Source organism: Streptomyces agglomeratus, assembly GCF_001746415.1.
Lineage (GTDB): Bacteria > Actinomycetota > Actinomycetes > Streptomycetales > Streptomycetaceae > Streptomyces > Streptomyces agglomeratus.
Map to the genome: position 1 here is coordinate 7,692,893 of NZ_MEHJ01000001.1, position 16,088 is coordinate 7,708,980.

A 16,088-nucleotide genomic window follows, 5' to 3' on the forward strand; every position below is an offset into this window, starting at 1 on the left:
TCGACCGTCAGGCGATCGCCGTGGCTCATCGCGCCAAGCGAGGGCGTCGCCAAGCATGTCCCCTCAGAGCACGGGTCGGTTGATCTGATTGCACGGCCCTTGGCCTTCCCCCTCACCGCAGGCCAGGCCGGTGACGCGCCGGCTTTTGAGGCTGTCATGGCCCGCATCCGGGGCCCCGAGGCGGCCCGCGCAGGCCCCGGACCCGGCCGTTGGCCGTTCTCGTAGACCGCGCCTGCTCATCGCTCAACATCCGAGGCCACTTGCAGCGGCGTGGAATCCGCGCAGTTGTCCCGCAGCCGTCCGGCCAGATCGGCCACCGCCTCAGGCGCGGCAGCCGCGGCGGGCGCCCGCCAGCGTTCGACCGCGAGGCCTACAAGCAGCGGAACACCGTTGAGCGGTGCTTCAACCGCCTCAAGGTGCGACACGAAGTCGCACACGTTAACCTCGCGCTTTCATGAAGCGGGCTGTCCGGCAGGCGGTCAGGAAAGCAGAAAGTGCCTCTGACCAGCAAGAATGAGGATTGTCGAGGTCCTTGTTCCTGCCACCGCCGGAGGCACTTCCCAGGTGAAGCACTCTATCGGCTCCTACCCCCGCGTCCGCGTCCAGGACGACGGCCGCCAGGTCGTCTCCCAGGCAGGGTCGGTCCTGCTCGTCGAAACGGTCCGCAAAACCGGCCTTGACCAGGCCATATCCCAGGCCCTGGCTCCGTGGCGCAAACCCCGGGCCGTCCACGATCCCGGCAAGGCCCTCCTGGACGTCGCCCTGGCGGTCGCCCTGGGCGGAGACTGCCTCGCGGACGTCGCGATGCTGCGGTGTGAGCCGGCCGTCTTCGGCCCGGTCGCCTCCGACCCGACCGTCTCCCGCCTGATCGACGCCCTCGCCGTCTCCGGCGAGAAAGCCCTGCAGGCCATCCGGTCCGCACGGTCCGAAGTCCGCCATCGTGCCTGGTCGTTGGCCGGCAAGAACGCCCCCGACGCCGGCGGCCAAGTCGTCATCGATCTCGACGGAGTCCTCGTGATCGCCCACTCCGACAAACAGGACGCGGCCCCGACCTGGAAGAAGACCTACGGCCATCACCCCCTGACAGCCTTCCTCGACCACGGACCGGGCGGAACCGGTGAGCCCGTCGCCGCCCTCCTGAGACCGGGAAACGCGGGCTCCAACACGGCAGCCGACCACATCACCACCACCCAACTCGCCCTGGCCCAACTGCCGAAGCACTACCGTCGAGGGCGCCAGACCCTGATCCGCACCGACTCCGCGGGCGGCACCCACGACTTCGTGTCCTGGCTCGCGAAGCGGGGACGGTGGCTGTCCTACTCGGTCGGCATGGTGATCACCGAAGCAATCCACGAACACGTGCTGAAGATCCCCGCCTCAGCCTGGACCCCGGCCGTCGAGACCGACGGCGAGGCCCGTGACGGCGCCTGGGTCGCCGAGCTCACAGGCAAACTCCTGGACGGCTGGCCCAACGGCATGCGACTGATCGTCCGAAGGGAACGGCCTCATCCCGGCGCCCAGTTGAGAATCACGGACGCGGACGGCATGCGGATCACCTGCTTCGCGACCAACACCCCCGACCGGGCGATCGCCGAGCTCGAACTCCGTCACCGGCTGCGGGCCCGGGCCGAGGACCGGATCCGGGCCGCCCGAGCCACCGGCCTGCGCAACCTGCCCCTCCACACAACAGCCCAGAACAAGGTCTGGCTCGAGATCGTCCAGATCGCCCTCGACCTCCTGGCCTGGATGCCCATGCTCGCCCTCACCGGCAAGGCCCGACTCTGGGAACCCCGCCGCCTGCGATTCCGCCTGTTCTCCGCGGCCGGGCAACTCGTCACCACCGGCCGGCGCCGCATCCTCCGCCTCGCCCGCCACTGGCCCTGGACCGATGAGGTGACCACCGCCCTCGAACGTCTTGCACTCCTGCCGAACCCCGGCTGACCAGCAACCTTCCCGCCCCTACGAGGGAACCAGTCCAGACCGGAGCAGTGGAACCCGGCGTCCACCCGAGACGACACTCGGGACCTCGGCCTGCCCACCACAAGCCACAGAAAGCGAAACGGTCCACCGACTCCGTCGGCGGACCGTCACGAAAGATCGAGGTTAATAAGTACTTCGGCCGACTCAATCGGTCCAAGAACAATAACTGGGTCTTCGGTGACCGCACCACAGGTGCACATCTTCCCAAGTTCGCCTGGACCAACATCAGAAGGCATCAGCTAGTCAAGGGAAAGTCGTCGCCTGACGATCCCGCGCTCGGTGACTACTGGAGTCAGCGTCGTAGGACGCGCACACCTCCGCCAATGGACAAGAACAGCCTTACTCTGGCAGCCCGTCAGAAGGGACTTTGTCCGCTCTGCGGTCAGGCGCTCATCGTTGGAGCGGAATATGAGCCGGAAAGTCCACGCGAGTGGATCGACTGGTTCGACGCGATGAAGAAGCGGTTACATAAACACCACTTCGCCTACCGAAGAGACGGCGGATCTGATGAAGTCAAGAATCTTCGACTCGTTCACTCCGAATGCCATCAGCAGCTTCATGCGCGAGATGGAAGCAACAAATAGCAGATTCTGTGAAGCGTTTGGGCTTGCTTGAGCCGTGGTGCCTGGAAACAGGCATGCCCGGTTCTGAGAGGGTGTTTAGGGACGCTTAGTACGGATGTGTCATCTTTGAAGTCTGCGGCTTTCATAATGCTTCGCCCTGTAGGAGGACATTCGCACGCTCCGAGGTGCCGATCGGACCGCCCGTTTAGTTCGCACATGCCGCTCAGATTCCGTCTAGTTTAACAATGGGGTAAAAGATCCCTACTAGTTGAGATCTTCCAGGTGCTGCAGGCCATGCGTGTTGGCAATAAAACCAGGCACCGTCGTTGCTTTCCCGCCTTTACGAGATCGCTGACACCTGGCCGGCCTTCATACCGCCCGATCTGGTTGCGGAAGCCTTGCTGAGCCGGGTGGCCGAAGAGTTCCCGCACTACTGCGTGGTGGCAACGGACGGCGCCCGCGTCGTCGCCCGTGGGCTGAGCGTACCGTTCAAGGCCAACCTTGACGGCCGTGAAGAGATGCCGGACAAGGGCTGGGACCAGGTACTCGTCTGGTCGTTCTCCGACCAGCGCCATGGGCATTCACCGACGACGGCCAGCGCGCTGGAGATCACGGTGGACACCGAATACCTCAGCCGTGGCCTGTCCTACAAGATGTTGTCCGCGCTGCGGGATGCCGTCGGCCGACAGGGCCACAACGTACTGTTGGCCCCGGTCCGCCCCACGGCCAAACACCTCGAACCGCGCGTCACCATGACCGACTACGTCCGCCGGCAGGGCGACGACGGATTTCCGACCGACCCCTGGCTCCGAGTACACGTCAAGGCCGGCGGCAGCATCCAGAAGATCGCCTCGGCATCGATGACAGTCAGCGGCTCACTGGCCCAGTGGCGGCAGTGGACCGGCTTGCCATTCGAAAACGACGGTGACATCGACGTACCAGGCGCCCTCGTCCCCGTGCATGTGACACCGCACGCGACCTAGCTGTCTATGTCGAGCCCAACGTATGGGTCCGGCACGAGGTGCATCCGCCCACCCTCTGATCACACTCCCGTGGTGCCGGTCATGCGCCGAGCCGTATACGTGTCGGTCCCGACTGGCCTCCAGTGCCTGGCTGTTTCCCGGAAGGCCTGCCGGTGGTGAGCAGGCCGTACTTGTGCAAGCGTTGCTGCGCTGATGCGGCCTCGCAGTGTTCGTCGAACAGGTGGCCGTTCGGAACGGGTGCCAGAGCCTGCGTGCGTGTCAACTGACCGCTGCGTTCCCCCAGTCGGCACGCGGTACGAGGAGCAAGTGCACCGGCCGCCTCGGGACACCTGGCCCACAGGCGCCCGCTTTTCAGTGCGGAGGCGGGTGACTGTCCGCATGCCCGTGCACCCGAGCACCCAGCACCCCTACCCCGGCCGCCCCCACGGCCTGGCACGCCGTCGTTGCACGGCCGTTGCACGGCTAACCGTTCCGCGAACGACAATCAAATGGTCGAGGACCAGGTGCAGCGCGGCTGGTCGCTCGGCCCGGCACAGTGAAGCCGACTCTCCAGCGCCCCACTGTTCCTCGGGGAGATCTCCCCGCCCCATAGCCGTGATCATTCATTGCTTAAGATCCACTTTCGATACACTGCCTGGTTCGCTCTGACGAGCGCTGTATGGCTTAGGGAGCGGCCAGCCCGGTGAGTCGCAACGGACAGGTGTTCCAGGCTGGGCGACCTCGTGGGGGAATCGCCCCAGTAGGTGCAACTGGTTGCGGCGCGGCGATGAGTCTGCGGGCATCCGCAGGTCTATCTCTTGAGGGAGACAACCGACTCATCTGGAGTAAGCCATGGGCCTCATCGACATCGAGCTGTTCGCGACCCTCGACCTCGTCGGGCAGGCGCCCGGCGGCCCCGACGAGGACCCGGTGGGGTTCCCGTTCGGTGGCTGGCAGGCGCCCCTGCTGGACGAGGTCGCCGGGGCGCAGGTCGGTGCCGCGTACGAAGGCACGGACGCCCTCCTGCTCGGCCGGCGGACGTACGACATCTTCGCCGCCTACTGGCCTCACCAGGAAGGCGGCGAAGACAGCGAGTTCGCCACACTCTTCAACCGAGTCCCGAAGTATGTGGCCTCTCGTGGTAAGCCTGACCTCTCGTGGGCCGGGTCCACGCAGCTCGGCCCGGACCTCGCGGACTCGGTGCGCGAGATCCGTGACCGGCACGAGCACGTGAAGGTCGTCGGGAGCCTGAACCTCGTGCAGTCTCTCCTGCGCGAGAAGCTCTTCGACCGGCTCGACCTCTGGCTGCACCCGATCGTGCTTGGTGTCGGGAAGAAGGTCTTCGACGATGGCGCGGTGCCCACCAACGTCACGCTCCTCGCACCGCCGGTAGCCAGCCCGAAGGGCACCGTCTACCTGCGCTACGGGCTCGCCGACGGCACTCCCGCGACGGGGGACATGAGCGCACCCGATCGCGGTGTCGGAAGCGACGACTGAGGCCGCCCCGCCGTCGCGGGTCCTTACCGCAGTGGAGGGGACACCGGCTCGCCCGGGCGTCGATGACTCGAGACGAACATCCCGGTCGTGCGTTCCGGCATTCACGATGGACCGTCGACGCCAGATTCAAGATCGCGGCGGGCAACTGCCTACTGCGGCTTGGTCGCGATCTGGATCAGGTTGCCGCAGGTATCGTCGAAGACGGCGGTGGTGACGGGGCCCATTTCCAGGGGTTCCTGGGTGAAGCCGACGCCGAGGCCGCGCAGGCGCTGGTACTCCGCCTGTACGTCGTCGACGGTGAACTGGGCGAGCGGGATGCCGTCCTTGACGAGCGCGTCGCGGTAGGTCTTGACGGCCGGATGGCCGGCGGGCTCGAGGAGGAGTTCGGTGCCGTCGGGCTCGTCGGGCGAGACGACGGTCAGCCACCGGTCCTCTTCGCCTACCGGGACGTCGTGCTTCTTCACGAAGCCGAGAATTTCGGTGTAGAAGTGCTCGGCCTTCGCCTAGTCGTCGACGAAGACGCTGGTCAGATGGATCCTCATGGGGTGCTCTTCTCTGGTCCGGATGCGTCGGGCACGAGCCATCGCTCGGCTATCTGCCGCAGCGGGGCTGTATGCAGGTCGTGGAACTTGTAGCGGCCCTCCCGTCTGGTCTCGACGAGCCCGGCGGCCTCCAGCACGGCGAGGTGCTGGGAGACAGCCTGACGTGAGATGCCGAGCTGGTGCTTCATGCTCAGGCGGGAGCAGATCTCGAACAGTGTCTGTCCGGACTTCTCCGCGAGCTCGTCGAGGATGGTGCGGCGGGTGGGGTCGGCCAGGGCTTTGAATATGTCGTCGGCCACGACCACAGGATAGGTAACCACGTACTTGCCTATCAAGTTGTGGCGCGTCCCGTCCCGAGTCGCCCGTCCTTCAACCCTCTTTGCGACTTGATCGCTCTCGTCCCGGGATGCGCGACCGCCGCAGCCCGATCACGCCCTGGTTGTCCTCGCCGGTGCGCATGCACAGGGTCGAGGCCGTGCGGGCTTGGCTGACGAGGCTCTCTCCGCACGGGTAGATCGGCACACCGCGCCAGGAGGGATGCGGTGTGCCCCAATGTCGACGGCCTCGGCTGGCAGGTCGGCGTAATGGGCGCATCCCGAGGGCCGGCCCTCAGGGCCGCGGCCGCACCTGCGGCGTGCCGCAACGCCTGGTCGAGCAGACCGCCGCCGTGATGCAAGATTTTCACTCCCTCGGCACCGGGTGCCGAGGGAGTTGTCGGACGTACGTCCGGTCGCGGGGCGGCACCGCACTCGGTGCCGGGGGGCAGATTGCGTGGATGAGGTAGTCCTCGACCTGCCGGTCGGCGCACGCGAGTCCCAGGCTTTCAGGCCGGGAGGATGTCACGCCGCAGCTTCGAACAGACGGTCCGAATCATCGAGCTCTTCCTGTATTGCGGGGCGGCACCGGCTATGGCGCGAAGGAGCCCCTACCGCCCCCCGGCGCACGGCCCCACCGGTGTGGCCCCGCCCGCACCCTACGGCGTTCGGTGACAGGTTCACCGGCCCGCAGCCAGCACCGACACCATGGCCACACCAGGTGGCACAGCGTGGTGGTTACGCCAGGCGTAAGGGGGCGCGGTCGCGGAGCAGCCGTAAGCATGGGAACCCCGGCCCGACCAGCGCGGGGGCTCCGTGGTGCAGGTGTTCAGTGGTTGCTGCTGTTGTTCGCCGTGCCGTCTGCTTTCGTGTTGGCGTTGTTGTTCGCCGTGTCAGAGAGGGTGCTGTTGATGAGCGAGCCCAGGACGTTGACGGAATCCAGGGCGGCGACGTTGTTGAGTGCACCGTCGACGACGCCCGCCTGCGCGGGGGCCACAGAGGCAAGGGCTGCACCGGCGGTGAGTGCTGTGATGGCGATGATGCGTGAGGGTGACTTCTTCATGTCGTGATCAACTCCCACAGCGCCTGCGGGACACGGTCCAGCGCAGCTGATCGCTGACGCTCACAGTATGCGGCGCAGTACTCGTATCCGGCCCAGCCCGCCCTCTGCGGCCGCTTCACCGTCGGCCGTGAGCGGCCGCACTCCACGGGCGCGGAATCCACGATCCAGTACTCGTCGAACCAGCAGTCGGTGTCCGCCGCTGGCAGCCGGATCACGCGCGTGACCAGCGTGGCCCTCAGCCGCTTGTTCCCCCCCGGCTGCTCCGGTACTTACGGGAACATCGCACTCAGACGGGAGTCAATGAAACGCAGTCATCTGGACTCCGAGTGAAGCCCAAAACCGCCCGGCCAACCGCGAGCGCGACCGGTTCGGAATCCGTCAGCCATGGCGGCCGACCCAGCCATCGCTCCGCCACGATCACGTCGTCGATCTTCACGTACAGCGCGGTCAGCAGGACATCCAGATCATTCGTCACAGAAGATCATGAGAGCTCTGCCCTGTTCGCGGCCCTGCCATCTCATTCAGGGTGCCTCCACGAGGGCTGCACCCCCCGAAGCCGAGTCGGCAGCCGTACGAGCACCAGCGAGAGCAAGCACCCGTGACAGGGTGAAGGAATGACGACAAACCGCGAGTACTCATCCGGTCTCCACCCCACCGGCCTCACACCATGGTCGGACACCACGGAGGCCCACAGCGATCTCCTCGCGGCGAAAGCGCTCCTCTACGACCCCTGCGGGTTCTCCTGTTCGCAGCCAGTCCCCGAAGTCGAAAGTGCCGAGTATGGGGCCCACGAATTCACCCTGAACGGCCTCGCCATCCGGTTCCGAGCAGCCAAGACGACCCCAACCAAGATCGGCCAGTTCGTCACCCTATGGAAGAGATCCCCGGGCGGGCCCATCCAGCCCTTCGACACCACAGACCCCGTCGACCTCTTCGTCATCAGCAGTCGTGACGACAACCACTTCGGCCAGTTCGTGTTTCCCATGGACGCTCTCCGCCGGCACGGGGTCGTATCAGCAGCCGGCTCCAGCGGGAAACGAGCCTTCCGCCTCTACCCGCCGTGGGTGACCACCACCAACCGCCAGGCCAGCAGCGCGCAGGCATGGCAGCTGGACCGCTTCCTGCACCTGTACGAGGACAGGCCCCTCGACTCCGCCCGCGCCCAGGAGCTCTACCACCCATAGGACGGCGCCGGCGGACCACAAGACGGCACATGGTGGCCCTGCGGCTGGCGACTGATCAGGCGATTTCGGTTCTCAGGCTGGTAACCGCATGAATCTCGCGTCTCTGCTCCCAGAATGCGGACACAGGCGCAGGGGGTCCCTCCTGAGAGCTGTTCGTAAGGGCGGAGTCCTTACCGGCGTCTGCGTCTTGGGCTGATCAAGGATCAGCTGTCCCTTGAAAGGCCCGCTTCCTGTGCGTCGATCAGCTCGTCCCAGTTCTCTCGCGTCCACTCGCAGGCTGCGTCGAGCGGCCCCAGTAGGCCCCGGCCGAGCGGGGGCAGGGCGTACTCGACACGTCGCCCTGTGCCCTCGGACTCCTCCCGCACGACGAAACCGTCCCGCTCAAGCCTGCGCAGGGACTGGGTCAGCGACTTGGCCGTGACGCCACGCAGCGGGACCTTGAGCTCCGAGAAGCGGCGCGGGCCGTCCTGCAGGCATCGCAGGATCAGCGTGGCCCACTTGTCGCCCACGCGGAACGGCACCAGCGGGGACGGACAGACGGGGTCGAACATCTCAGGATCCAGAGGGGCCCGTTCGGCCTGCGGCTTGGTCATGATCCACACCGTAGGGCGGTATCCGATCGGAAACCAGTCCTCGGCCTACGCTCCCGTCCATGAAAGCCAAGAGCAGCAGGATCATCATCTTCGGGGCTGGCGGTCGGGTCGGCCGGGCGGCCGTGGCGGAGGCCCGGAGACGGGGCCACGAAGTCACCACGACAGGGCGGGCCGACGGAAACGTCACGGACCCAGCCGCCGTGGCGCGGCTCGCGGCCGGGCACGAGGCGGCGATTGTCGCCGTGTACGACGCCGGGACGCGCCCCGGCGAGTTCTTCCCCGCGGTTGCCCGCGCCCTCGCGGAAGGGCTCCCGGCGGCTGGGGTGAAGCGGCTGGTGTCCGTCGGGCTGGCGTCCGTACTGCCCACCGCGTCCGGGGACTTGCTGATGGACACCCCCGGATACCCGCAGGAATGGCGGGAGTTCTATGTCGGCCACGGCGCCGGCACCGAGGCTCTGCGCACGGCCGCGCCACAGGCGCTGGACTGGGTAGTGCTGAGCCCGGCAGGGGACTTCGACCACGAGGGCGAGTCCTCGGGCCGGTACGCGCTCACCCTGGCCGCCACCGACAGTCGGATCACGCCCGCAGACTTCGCCCGCGCACTGCTGGACGAGGTCGAGGTCCCAACCCTGCACCAGACCCACGCGGGAGTGTCCGCCGTATGACCGACACGGTCCACGACAACCCGACTCCCTGGATCGCCGACCACATCCGCCGCTTCGAGGAGACCGGCGGCCGCCCCCGCCCCGGAGTGGCCGATCTGCTCCTGACCACCCGGGGCCGCAAGTCCGGCCTTCTGCGCCGAACGGCGCTGGCGTACGTCCGGGACGAGGACGCGTACGTCCTCACGGCGTCCAACGCGGGGGCGGACCGCCACCCGGCCTGGTACCTGAACCTGCTGGCTACCCCGGAGGTCACCCTCCAGGTCGGCGCGGCCACCTTCACCGCGACGGCCCGGCCGGCCACGGCGGCCGAGTCGGCCCGCCTGTGGCCGGTGGCCGCAATGCCCTCGTACGCGGTCTACCGCACGGCGACGACCCGGGAGATCCCTCTGGTCGTGGTACAGCCCGACCACGTCACGGACCTTGTCCCCGAACAGCGGATCCTTGGACAGCTGGAAGGTCTCGGCCCGGTGAGGCTGACCCAGGGGCGTTCGAACCTGACGCAGTCAGGCCGTGCGGGCGCGGAGACGGCGCAGCATGCGTGGGTCCTCGAAGCCGACTGAGCGGGCGGCGGCGCCGATCGTCGCGCCGTGGTCGATGAAGTGCTGGGCGCGTTCGAGGCGCAGGGTGTGCTGGTAGCGCAGGGGGGTGAGCCCGGTGGCGCGGCTGAAGAGGCGGGTGAGGGTGCGTTCGCTCACCCCGACGGCCGAGGCCAGGGTGGGCAGCGGGAGCGATTCGTCGAAGCGGGCGTCGATGAGGTCCTGGGCACGGTGCACGATGTCGTCGAGGTGGGACCGGTGCCGGAGCATCGCGCTGGATTGCGGTTCATGGCCGTTGCGGCGAGCGTAGACGACCATGTCCCGGGCCACCTGGGCGGCGACGGCCGGGCCGTGCCGGGTCGCGACCAGGTGCAGGGCCAGATCGATGCCGCTGGCGATGCCGGCCGAGGTGATCACCCGGTCGTCCGCGGTGAACAGGACGTCGCGGACGATCACCGCCCTGGGGTGGCGCAGGGCCAGTTCGTCCTGCATGTCGTGGTGGGTGGTGCAGCGACGGCCGTCGAGCAGGCCGGCCTGGCCGAGTGCGTCGGCTCCGGCGCAGACGCTGGCCACCGTCCCACCCCTGGCGTGGTGGTCCCGGAGGACGTGCAGGAAGGCGGCGCCGATGGCGCGGGCGTCGGCCCGGGTGCCTGTCCGCCAGCCGGGCACCACGATGAGATCCTCGGGCCCGAGCTCGGGCCAGTCGAGTCCGGCCACCAGCGGCAGCCCCTGGGCGGTGGAGACCTGTGGCTGTTCGGCGATGTAGGAAAGTACGTAGGGGTGCCCGAAGTCGGCGGCCGTGGAGAAGACCTGCGCGGGGCCGGCCAGGTCCAGCAAGTGAACTCCGGGCACCAGGAAGAAGACGATGTGGCTCACGATTCGGTCATCATGCCGGAAGTCCAGCTGCGGCCTCCAGCTGGTCGACCGTCGCGATGGTGGCGAAGCGTCCGGCAAGGGCGTACTCGGTGCGCCTGATGACCTCTTCGGCAGGCAGTGTGCGGGGGTCGGCCAGCAACTCGGCGACACTCTGGTCGGCGGGAGCGTCGCGGTGCGGGATGGGATTGGTCGCGGTCGCGTCGACGGCAAAGGTGACCCGGTAGCCGAGGTCGCTGGCGACACGGGTGGTGGTCTCCACGCACTGCTCGGTGCGGATGCCGCAGACGGTGAGTTCGCGGATGCCGCGCTCGGTGAGGAGTTGTTGCAGGTTGGTGGTGGTGAAGGCGTTATGTGAGGTCTTGTGGATCAGCGGCTCCTCATCCGCTCGTTCCAGCTCTTCCATCAGCCGGACATGGCCGAGGGCTGGGTCGAAGACATCGCCTGTGCCGGGCTCGGAGTGCAGTACCCACACCACCAGGTCTCCGGCCAGGCGGGAGAGCCGGACCAGGCGGTTGACCTGGTCGGCGATCTTCAGGTCGGAGGTGGTTTCCCACAGCGGACGGGCGCGGAAGGACTCCTGGACATCAATGACGATCAGTGCTCGGGTCATGTCCCCAAGCCTGGGCCGCGCGGGCGGGGCGGCGCCAGGCCGCATCGGGTCCGGAAGCGGACCGATCCGGTCAGCGACGCCGTTCAGGTCCGGCCTCCCCAGCAAGGTCGGCGGCAAGTGGCGCGGGAAGAACGGCGCGAGGGGGAACGCTCAGCTCTGGCCGTCACCGTGACGCCGTGGGGCGGGATCACCTTCGTGCCGATCACCCGTCCCGACACCATCCTCGGGTGCAAGGACCACGCGGTGACGGCCGACAGCGCGGCGCGTGTCACCTACAACTGGGGTCGGCGACTTCACCGGGACGGTCATCGACACCTTTTCCCCACGGCTGCCCAGCGAATGGAGCGTCCCGTACCACCACGTCTTCACGTGATCTGCTGCCACCGCCGCGCCGCGCCACCCCCGCCCCCATGCCAGCACCGCATGGAGGAGGCACCACGATGCCTGTGCGTATGCAGAAGCTCAAACTGGAGATCGTCAACGCCGCCACGGGGAAGACCCTCAGCGCCAGGGCCGCGTCCCCGCCGCCGCGGACTGCGGCCTCCGCCAGTGGGACGCCGTCGTGGGCAAGAAGAGCCAGTAGTGGCACCTCGGAGGCAGGGCCCGCCAGACACAGCCGCTGACCAGTACGTAGATGATCGCGGCGAAGACCGCCTCGTCATCGATGTTCGCCATCCCACCGCCTTGCGGACGCACCCGCGCGGCCGGCAACAACGGCTCCGCAAGTTCCACAAACCGTCCGGAACAATCCGTCCCCCATCGCCCCCTCCTCATAGCAAAGCCAACGACCAACTCACCATGCAGGAAGCGGTCTTAGCTCGGCTGGACGGCGGCCAGGTACAGACGCCCCAGCAGGACTTCGCTTGCGTCTGCCTGCGAACCGTGCATACAGGACCGGCAGCTGACAGTCGCGGTCCCGCCATCAGAATCTGGTCAGTGACGTGTGGGTGGGTCAGCTGCCGTCCAGCAGAGTGCGCGGAAGGCCTTCCACGGCCACCAGGTGGGTGTAGGAATGTTGGTATCTGTCACGATCCTGGAGATGCCGAAAGGGTTGGCCGTGAGGTTCCCCCGAGATGCGGCGGGAGGTGACAGCTGGTCAGATGGGTCTCATGAGAGGACCTTTGACCATGGCTGCCCCGAGGAAATATCCGCTGGAGTTGCGGGAGCGTGCGGTGCGGATGTATCGCACGACCGAGCCGAGGCCGGTGATCAAGCGGCTGGCCGTCGAGCTGGGTGTGCATCCCGAGGCCCTGCGCGGCTGGATCCGCCAGGCCGAGGCCGACGCTGGTGAGAGCGATGACCGGCTGACCACCGCCGAACGTGAGGAGCTCGCGGCCCTGCGCAAGGAGAACGCGCAGCTCAAGCGGGCGAATGAAGTCCTGCGGACGGCGTCGGCTTTTTTCGCCGCGCAGCTCGACCCGACCCGGCCCAGGTGACGGCGCTCCTCGACGAGCACCCGCATCTGGGGGTCGAGCCGGTCCTGCGGGAACTGCACATCGCTTCGTCCACCTACTACCGCTGGCGCCGGCAAGAGCAGGAGCCGTGCGAGCGGCGGCGCCGTGACGCGGAGCTGACCGAGCAGATCCAGCGGATCCACGCCGATTCCGGCGGCATCTACGGTTCCCCACGCGTGCATGCCGTCCTGAGGCGCGAGGGTGTCCACGTGGGCCGCAAGCGGGTCGAGCGATTGATGCGCGAGGCCGATCTCGCGGGCGTCAGCCCCCGTCGTAAGGGTTTCACCCGCCGGGATCCGAAGGCCACCCTCGCCCCGGACCTGGTGAACAGAGACTTCACCGCGCCCGGTCCGAACCGGCTGTGGGTCACCGACCTCACCATGATCCCCACCGGCGAAGGGCCGCTGTGGCTCTCCGCGATCCGGGATGCCTTCTCCCGCCGGGTGGTGGCCTGGGAGACCTCCGCCTGTGCGGACGCCGACCTGGTCCTGTCCTCGCTGGAGTACGCCCTGGCCAGCCGCGAGGTCGAGCCCGGCAAGCTGGTTCATCATGCGGATCACGGCTGTCAGTACACATCGATCAAGCTGACAACTCGACTGCTGCGGGCAGGAATTGAGGCGTCCATGGGGTCCGTCGGGGACTCGTACGACAACGCTCTGGCCGAGAATCTATGGATGCTGGTCAAGACCGAGTGCGTCCGCGGCCGCGTCTTCGCGACCAGGGCTGAGGCGAACCTGGCCCTCTTCGAGTACATCGACGGCTTCTATAACAGCCGGCGCATCCAGCAACGGCTCGGCTACCTCAGCCCCATCGAGTTCGAGGAGAAGCACTACACCGACCAGGCGACGGCCGAACAAGCGAACCTGGAACCCCGTCACCCCGCCCTGACCAGCTGATCAGCACCTCCCGCACAACGGGGAACCTCACCGGGATCCGTGTCGGTGTCCATGGATCCCTTTGTGTCGCTCCGTATGTTGCTGTACCGGCCCCGAGTCCGTGGCTGCTGGAGAACAGAACCGGCACACTTCGTTCGGTCCTCAGATGTGCGCCCGCACCAGGGCGCGGGAAGCTGCACTCTCGGCGACACCGGCAGATGCAGTGCACGGGTCGAGACAAGGTGTCCAATGATCCAGACAGAAGTCAAGACTTGATGTCTGGATCACTGGACTCTGACCCTCGTCGCGGATGTGCTCGGCGAGCGTGGCGCCCTCGACCTTCTCCATGATCAGGAACAGGGCGTCCTCGTGAACGCCGCGATCATAGAGGGCGACGGCGTGAGGATGGTTGATTTGCGCGGCAGCCACGGCCTCGCGCTCGAAACGCAGAGTTTCGGATACCGGCCTGGGCGGTCGGCCTTGGATGCGGTGGAGAAGTGCCGGAAGCGCTGTTGGAAACGGGACTGGGTGGTTGAACTCGACATCGCCAAGTTCTTTGACAGCGTGCCCTGGGACCTGCTGGTCAAGGCAGTGGAAGCGCATACCGACGCCGTCTGGGTGAACTTGTATGTGCGGCGGTGGCTCGCTGCCCCGCTTCAGATGCCCGACGGCTCTCTGCTGGAACGGGAGCGGGAACCCCGCAAGGGGCTCCCGTGTCGCCCGTCATGGCGAACCTGTTCCTGCACTACGCGTTCGACACCTGGATGGCCCGGGAGTTCCCGTCCGTCTGGTTCGAGCGGTATGCGGATGATGCGGTGCTGCACTGCGTCACCGAGCGTCAGGCCCGCCAGGTACTGGCCGCGCTCACGGACAGGATGGCCGAGGTCGGGCTGCGTCTGCACCCGGCCAAGACCCGGATCGTGTACTGCCGGGACGGGAATCGCCAAGGCTCCTACGAGCACACGGCGTTCACGTTCCTGGGATACACCTTCCGCGCCAGGAGGAACCGGAGTCGACACGGGAACCAGTTCCTGGCGTTTGACCCGGCGGTCAGCAAGGACGCTCTCAAGAAGATGGGTCGGGAAGTGCGGAGCTGGCATCTGCACACCCGCACCGATCTGACCTTCCAGGAGCTCGCCCGGAGGATCAACCCTGTCGTGGCGGGCTGGATCAACTACTACGGCCGTTTCAGGCCCTGGGAGTTCACCTCTTTCATGACACGCATCAACTCCTACCTGGTGCGTTGGATCCGCAAGAAGTACAAACGGCTCGCGGCCAAGCGGAAGGCGCTGGCGAAAATGCAGGAGATCGCCCGGCGATACCCCCGCATGTTCGCGCACTGGCGCATCACCCCGACCGTGAGTGCCGTGCTGGTTTGAGGATCAGGACGACAAGAGCGGAGTGACGAGAGATCGTCACGCTCCGTTCTGTGAGGGCCGGAGGGTGAAATCCCCTCCGGCTACTCGGCGACGAACTGGTGATGAGCCGCTTCCAGTTCGTTGACGACCATCGCAACACCTACGAGGTGAAGCGGCTCTGCCAGGTCCTGGACGTGAACCGGTCCAGCTACTACAAATGGCTCGCCGGCGCCGAGGCCCGGGCCACCCGGCAGTGGGAGGACCAGGTCCTGGCCGAGGAGATCCGCGAGGTCCACGGCGCATCCGGCGGCGCCTACGGCTCCCCGCGCGTGACCGCCGAGCTCCGCGAGAAAGGACGGCGGGTCAACGAAAAGCGCGTCGCCCGGATCATGCGGACGTTCTCCATCACCGGCATCCGCCTGCGCAGACGCGTGCGCACCACCGTCCCGGACCCGGCCACCTCACCGGTCCCGGACCTGTTCCAGCGGGACTTCACCGCCACCGAGCCGGCGAAATACATGGGCGACATCACGTATCTCCCCCTGCGGGAGTTCCTCTATCTCGCGACCGTGCTGGACTGCTTCAGCCGCAAGGTCGTCGGCTGGTCCATCGCCGACCACATGCGCACCGACCTGGTCGCCGACGCACTGCGGATGGCAGCCGCGACCCGCGGCGCCTGGACGGTGCCGTGTTCCACTCCGACCACGGGGCCAAGACGGCTCCCGGGCCTTCGCCGCCTCTGCGACCACTCGGAGTCACACGTCGATGGGCGCGGTCGGCACCAGCGCCGACAACGCGGCCTGCGAAAGCTTCCACGCCTCCCTGAAACGCGAGACCCTCCAGGGCACCCACGACTACGGTGACGCCGACACCTGCCGCAGACCGTCTTGCCTGGCTGACCCGCTACAACACCCGCCGCCGGCACTCCGCCAACGGCCACCTCAGCCCCAACGAATACGAACGCCGACACCACACCGCTAAACTCACGCTCGCCGCGTGATCAATAACCGCGTGCC

15 protein-coding genes and 9 pseudogenes are annotated in these 16,088 nt (G+C 67.1%); 14 read left to right on the forward strand and 10 right to left on the reverse strand.

All coding sequences use genetic code 11. From position 1 onward, the window contains the following. Nucleotides 1-87: 87 nt before the first annotated feature. From AS594_RS43230 to AS594_RS33685, 5 genes and pseudogenes are all read left to right on the forward strand, one after another. A pseudogene (locus AS594_RS43230) lies at nucleotides 88-416 on the forward strand (transposase); the annotation flags it as partial. Between the two features lie 148 nt (nucleotides 417-564). Beyond that, nucleotides 565-1,941 carry an IS1380 family transposase gene (locus AS594_RS33675; RefSeq protein ID WP_069933750.1) on the forward strand — a complete coding sequence of 459 codons (1,377 nt, stop codon included), beginning with the start codon at nucleotides 565-567 and terminating at the stop codon, nucleotides 1,939-1,941. Nucleotides 1,942-2,303: 362 nt separating this feature from the next. Beyond that, nucleotides 2,304-2,564 (forward strand): HNH endonuclease, encoded by a 261-nt coding sequence (locus AS594_RS46515; protein ID WP_240509150.1) that lies wholly within the window; start codon nucleotides 2,304-2,306, stop codon nucleotides 2,562-2,564. 305 nt (nucleotides 2,565-2,869) lie between these two features. After that, a pseudogene (locus tag AS594_RS33680) lies at nucleotides 2,870-3,585 on the forward strand (N-acetyltransferase). A 772-nt stretch (nucleotides 3,586-4,357) separates the two neighbouring features. Further along, nucleotides 4,358-5,002, forward strand: coding sequence for a dihydrofolate reductase family protein (locus tag AS594_RS33685; protein ID WP_069774820.1), 645 nt, complete (start codon nucleotides 4,358-4,360; stop codon nucleotides 5,000-5,002). Nucleotides 5,003-5,151: 149 nt separating this feature from the next. Here the strand turns inward: AS594_RS33685 and AS594_RS33690 are convergent. From AS594_RS33690 to AS594_RS48035, 5 genes and pseudogenes are all read right to left on the reverse strand, one after another. Continuing rightward, nucleotides 5,152-5,544: pseudogene (locus tag AS594_RS33690) on the reverse strand (VOC family protein). Next, complete coding sequence (locus AS594_RS33695) at nucleotides 5,541-5,843, reverse strand: ArsR/SmtB family transcription factor (RefSeq protein ID WP_069931000.1); 303 nt, start codon at nucleotides 5,841-5,843, stop codon at nucleotides 5,541-5,543. The pseudogene AS594_RS33690 and the gene AS594_RS33695 overlap by 4 nt, the downstream one beginning before the upstream one ends. 70 nt (nucleotides 5,844-5,913) lie before the next feature. Beyond that, nucleotides 5,914-6,138 carry a hypothetical protein gene (locus tag AS594_RS46520; RefSeq protein WP_276207450.1) on the reverse strand — a complete coding sequence of 75 codons (225 nt, stop codon included), beginning with the start codon at nucleotides 6,136-6,138 and terminating at the stop codon, nucleotides 5,914-5,916. Nucleotides 6,139-6,687: 549 nt separating this feature from the next. Further along, complete coding sequence (locus AS594_RS33700; protein ID WP_069931946.1) at nucleotides 6,688-6,921, reverse strand: hypothetical protein; 234 nt, start codon at nucleotides 6,919-6,921, stop codon at nucleotides 6,688-6,690. Between the two features lie 65 nt (nucleotides 6,922-6,986). Continuing rightward, nucleotides 6,987-7,396, reverse strand: a pseudogene (locus AS594_RS48035) (IS982 family transposase); the annotation flags it as partial. A 139-nt stretch (nucleotides 7,397-7,535) separates the two neighbouring features. Here AS594_RS48035 and AS594_RS33715 point away from each other — a divergent pair. Then, on the forward strand, nucleotides 7,536-8,105 hold the full coding sequence (locus tag AS594_RS33715; protein WP_069931945.1) for a MepB family protein: 570 nt from the start codon (nucleotides 7,536-7,538) through the stop codon (nucleotides 8,103-8,105). 203 nt (nucleotides 8,106-8,308) lie between these two features. On the opposite strand, the gene AS594_RS33720 is transcribed toward AS594_RS33715, so the two are convergent. Continuing rightward, entirely contained in the window at nucleotides 8,309-8,698 is a 390-nt protein-coding gene (locus AS594_RS33720; RefSeq protein WP_069933749.1) for a winged helix-turn-helix transcriptional regulator, read from the reverse strand. Between the two features lie 59 nt (nucleotides 8,699-8,757). Here AS594_RS33720 and AS594_RS33725 point away from each other — a divergent pair, with 59 nt between their 5' ends. Continuing rightward, nucleotides 8,758-9,363 (forward strand): NAD(P)-dependent oxidoreductase, encoded by a 606-nt coding sequence (locus AS594_RS33725; RefSeq protein WP_069931944.1) that lies wholly within the window; start codon nucleotides 8,758-8,760, stop codon nucleotides 9,361-9,363. Further along, nucleotides 9,360-9,704, forward strand: a pseudogene (locus AS594_RS46525) (nitroreductase/quinone reductase family protein); the annotation flags it as partial. The gene AS594_RS33725 and the pseudogene AS594_RS46525, both read left to right, overlap by 4 nt. Nucleotides 9,705-9,866: 162 nt before the next feature. On the opposite strand, the gene AS594_RS33735 reads toward AS594_RS46525, so the two are convergent. Continuing rightward, on the reverse strand, nucleotides 9,867-10,775 hold the full coding sequence (locus AS594_RS33735; protein ID WP_069931942.1) for a GlxA family transcriptional regulator: 909 nt from the start codon (nucleotides 10,773-10,775) through the stop codon (nucleotides 9,867-9,869). Between the two features lie 10 nt (nucleotides 10,776-10,785). Continuing rightward, the gene (locus tag AS594_RS33740; RefSeq protein ID WP_069774808.1) at nucleotides 10,786-11,385 is read right to left on the reverse strand and encodes an isochorismatase family protein; all 600 of its coding nucleotides are present in this window, start codon (nucleotides 11,383-11,385) and stop codon (nucleotides 10,786-10,788) included. Between the two features lie 88 nt (nucleotides 11,386-11,473). Here AS594_RS33740 and AS594_RS47610 point away from each other — a divergent pair. Continuing rightward, nucleotides 11,474-11,758 (forward strand): annotated as a pseudogene (locus tag AS594_RS47610) (hypothetical protein); the annotation flags it as partial. 218 nt (nucleotides 11,759-11,976) lie between these two features. Here AS594_RS47610 and AS594_RS46530 read toward each other — a convergent pair. After that, a pseudogene (locus AS594_RS46530) lies at nucleotides 11,977-12,134 on the reverse strand (transposase); the annotation flags it as partial. Between the two features lie 378 nt (nucleotides 12,135-12,512). On the opposite strand from AS594_RS46530, the gene AS594_RS33750 reads away from it, so the two are divergent. After that, nucleotides 12,513-12,821 (forward strand): transposase, encoded by a 309-nt coding sequence (locus AS594_RS33750; protein WP_069774646.1) that lies wholly within the window; start codon nucleotides 12,513-12,515, stop codon nucleotides 12,819-12,821. Further along, nucleotides 12,818-13,735: an IS3 family transposase gene (locus tag AS594_RS33755; RefSeq protein ID WP_069774409.1), complete on the forward strand. Its 918-nt coding sequence runs from the start codon at nucleotides 12,818-12,820 to the stop codon at nucleotides 13,733-13,735. Before AS594_RS33750 ends, AS594_RS33755 begins: the two co-directional genes overlap by 4 nt. Before the next feature lie 141 nt (nucleotides 13,736-13,876). Here the strand turns inward: AS594_RS33755 and AS594_RS44895 are convergent, their stop codons facing one another. Then, a complete protein-coding gene (locus AS594_RS44895; protein WP_167367945.1) occupies nucleotides 13,877-14,143 on the reverse strand; it encodes a hypothetical protein in 267 nt (88 codons plus the stop codon). Here AS594_RS44895 and AS594_RS46535 point away from each other — a divergent pair. The 3 genes and pseudogenes from AS594_RS46535 to AS594_RS33765 all read left to right on the forward strand — a co-directional run. Next, nucleotides 14,120-14,646 (forward strand): annotated as a pseudogene (locus AS594_RS46535) (reverse transcriptase domain-containing protein); the annotation flags it as partial. The gene AS594_RS44895 and the pseudogene AS594_RS46535 sit on opposite strands and share 24 nt — an antisense overlap. A 141-nt stretch (nucleotides 14,647-14,787) precedes the next feature. Next, complete coding sequence (locus tag AS594_RS46540) at nucleotides 14,788-15,093, forward strand: group II intron maturase-specific domain-containing protein (protein ID WP_240509310.1); 306 nt, start codon at nucleotides 14,788-14,790, stop codon at nucleotides 15,091-15,093. An 89-nt stretch (nucleotides 15,094-15,182) separates the two neighbouring features. Next, nucleotides 15,183-16,072 (forward strand): annotated as a pseudogene (locus AS594_RS33765) (IS3 family transposase); the annotation flags it as partial. Nucleotides 16,073-16,088: the final 16 nt, after the last annotated feature.

Bases quoted from the DNA above. Each gene is read 5' to 3' on its own strand.
- AS594_RS46515 (WP_240509150.1), top strand. From the start codon at position 2,304: ATGGACAAGAACAGCCTTACTCTGGCAGCCCGTCAGAAGGGACTTTGT.
- AS594_RS33685 (WP_069774820.1), top strand. From the start codon at position 4,358: ATGGGCCTCATCGACATCGAGCTGTTCGCGACCCTCGACCTCGTCGGG.
- AS594_RS46520 (WP_276207450.1), bottom strand. From the start codon at position 6,138: ATGCGCCCATTACGCCGACCTGCCAGCCGAGGCCGTCGACATTGGGGC.
- AS594_RS33700 (WP_069931946.1), bottom strand. From the start codon at position 6,921: ATGAAGAAGTCACCCTCACGCATCATCGCCATCACAGCACTCACCGCC.
- AS594_RS33715 (WP_069931945.1), top strand. From the start codon at position 7,536: ATGACGACAAACCGCGAGTACTCATCCGGTCTCCACCCCACCGGCCTC.
- AS594_RS33720 (WP_069933749.1), bottom strand. From the start codon at position 8,698: ATGACCAAGCCGCAGGCCGAACGGGCCCCTCTGGATCCTGAGATGTTC.
- AS594_RS33725 (WP_069931944.1), top strand. From the start codon at position 8,758: ATGAAAGCCAAGAGCAGCAGGATCATCATCTTCGGGGCTGGCGGTCGG.
- AS594_RS33740 (WP_069774808.1), bottom strand. From the start codon at position 11,385: ATGACCCGAGCACTGATCGTCATTGATGTCCAGGAGTCCTTCCGCGCC.
- AS594_RS33750 (WP_069774646.1), top strand. From the start codon at position 12,513: ATGGCTGCCCCGAGGAAATATCCGCTGGAGTTGCGGGAGCGTGCGGTG.
- AS594_RS46540 (WP_240509310.1), top strand. From the start codon at position 14,788: ATGGGTCGGGAAGTGCGGAGCTGGCATCTGCACACCCGCACCGATCTG.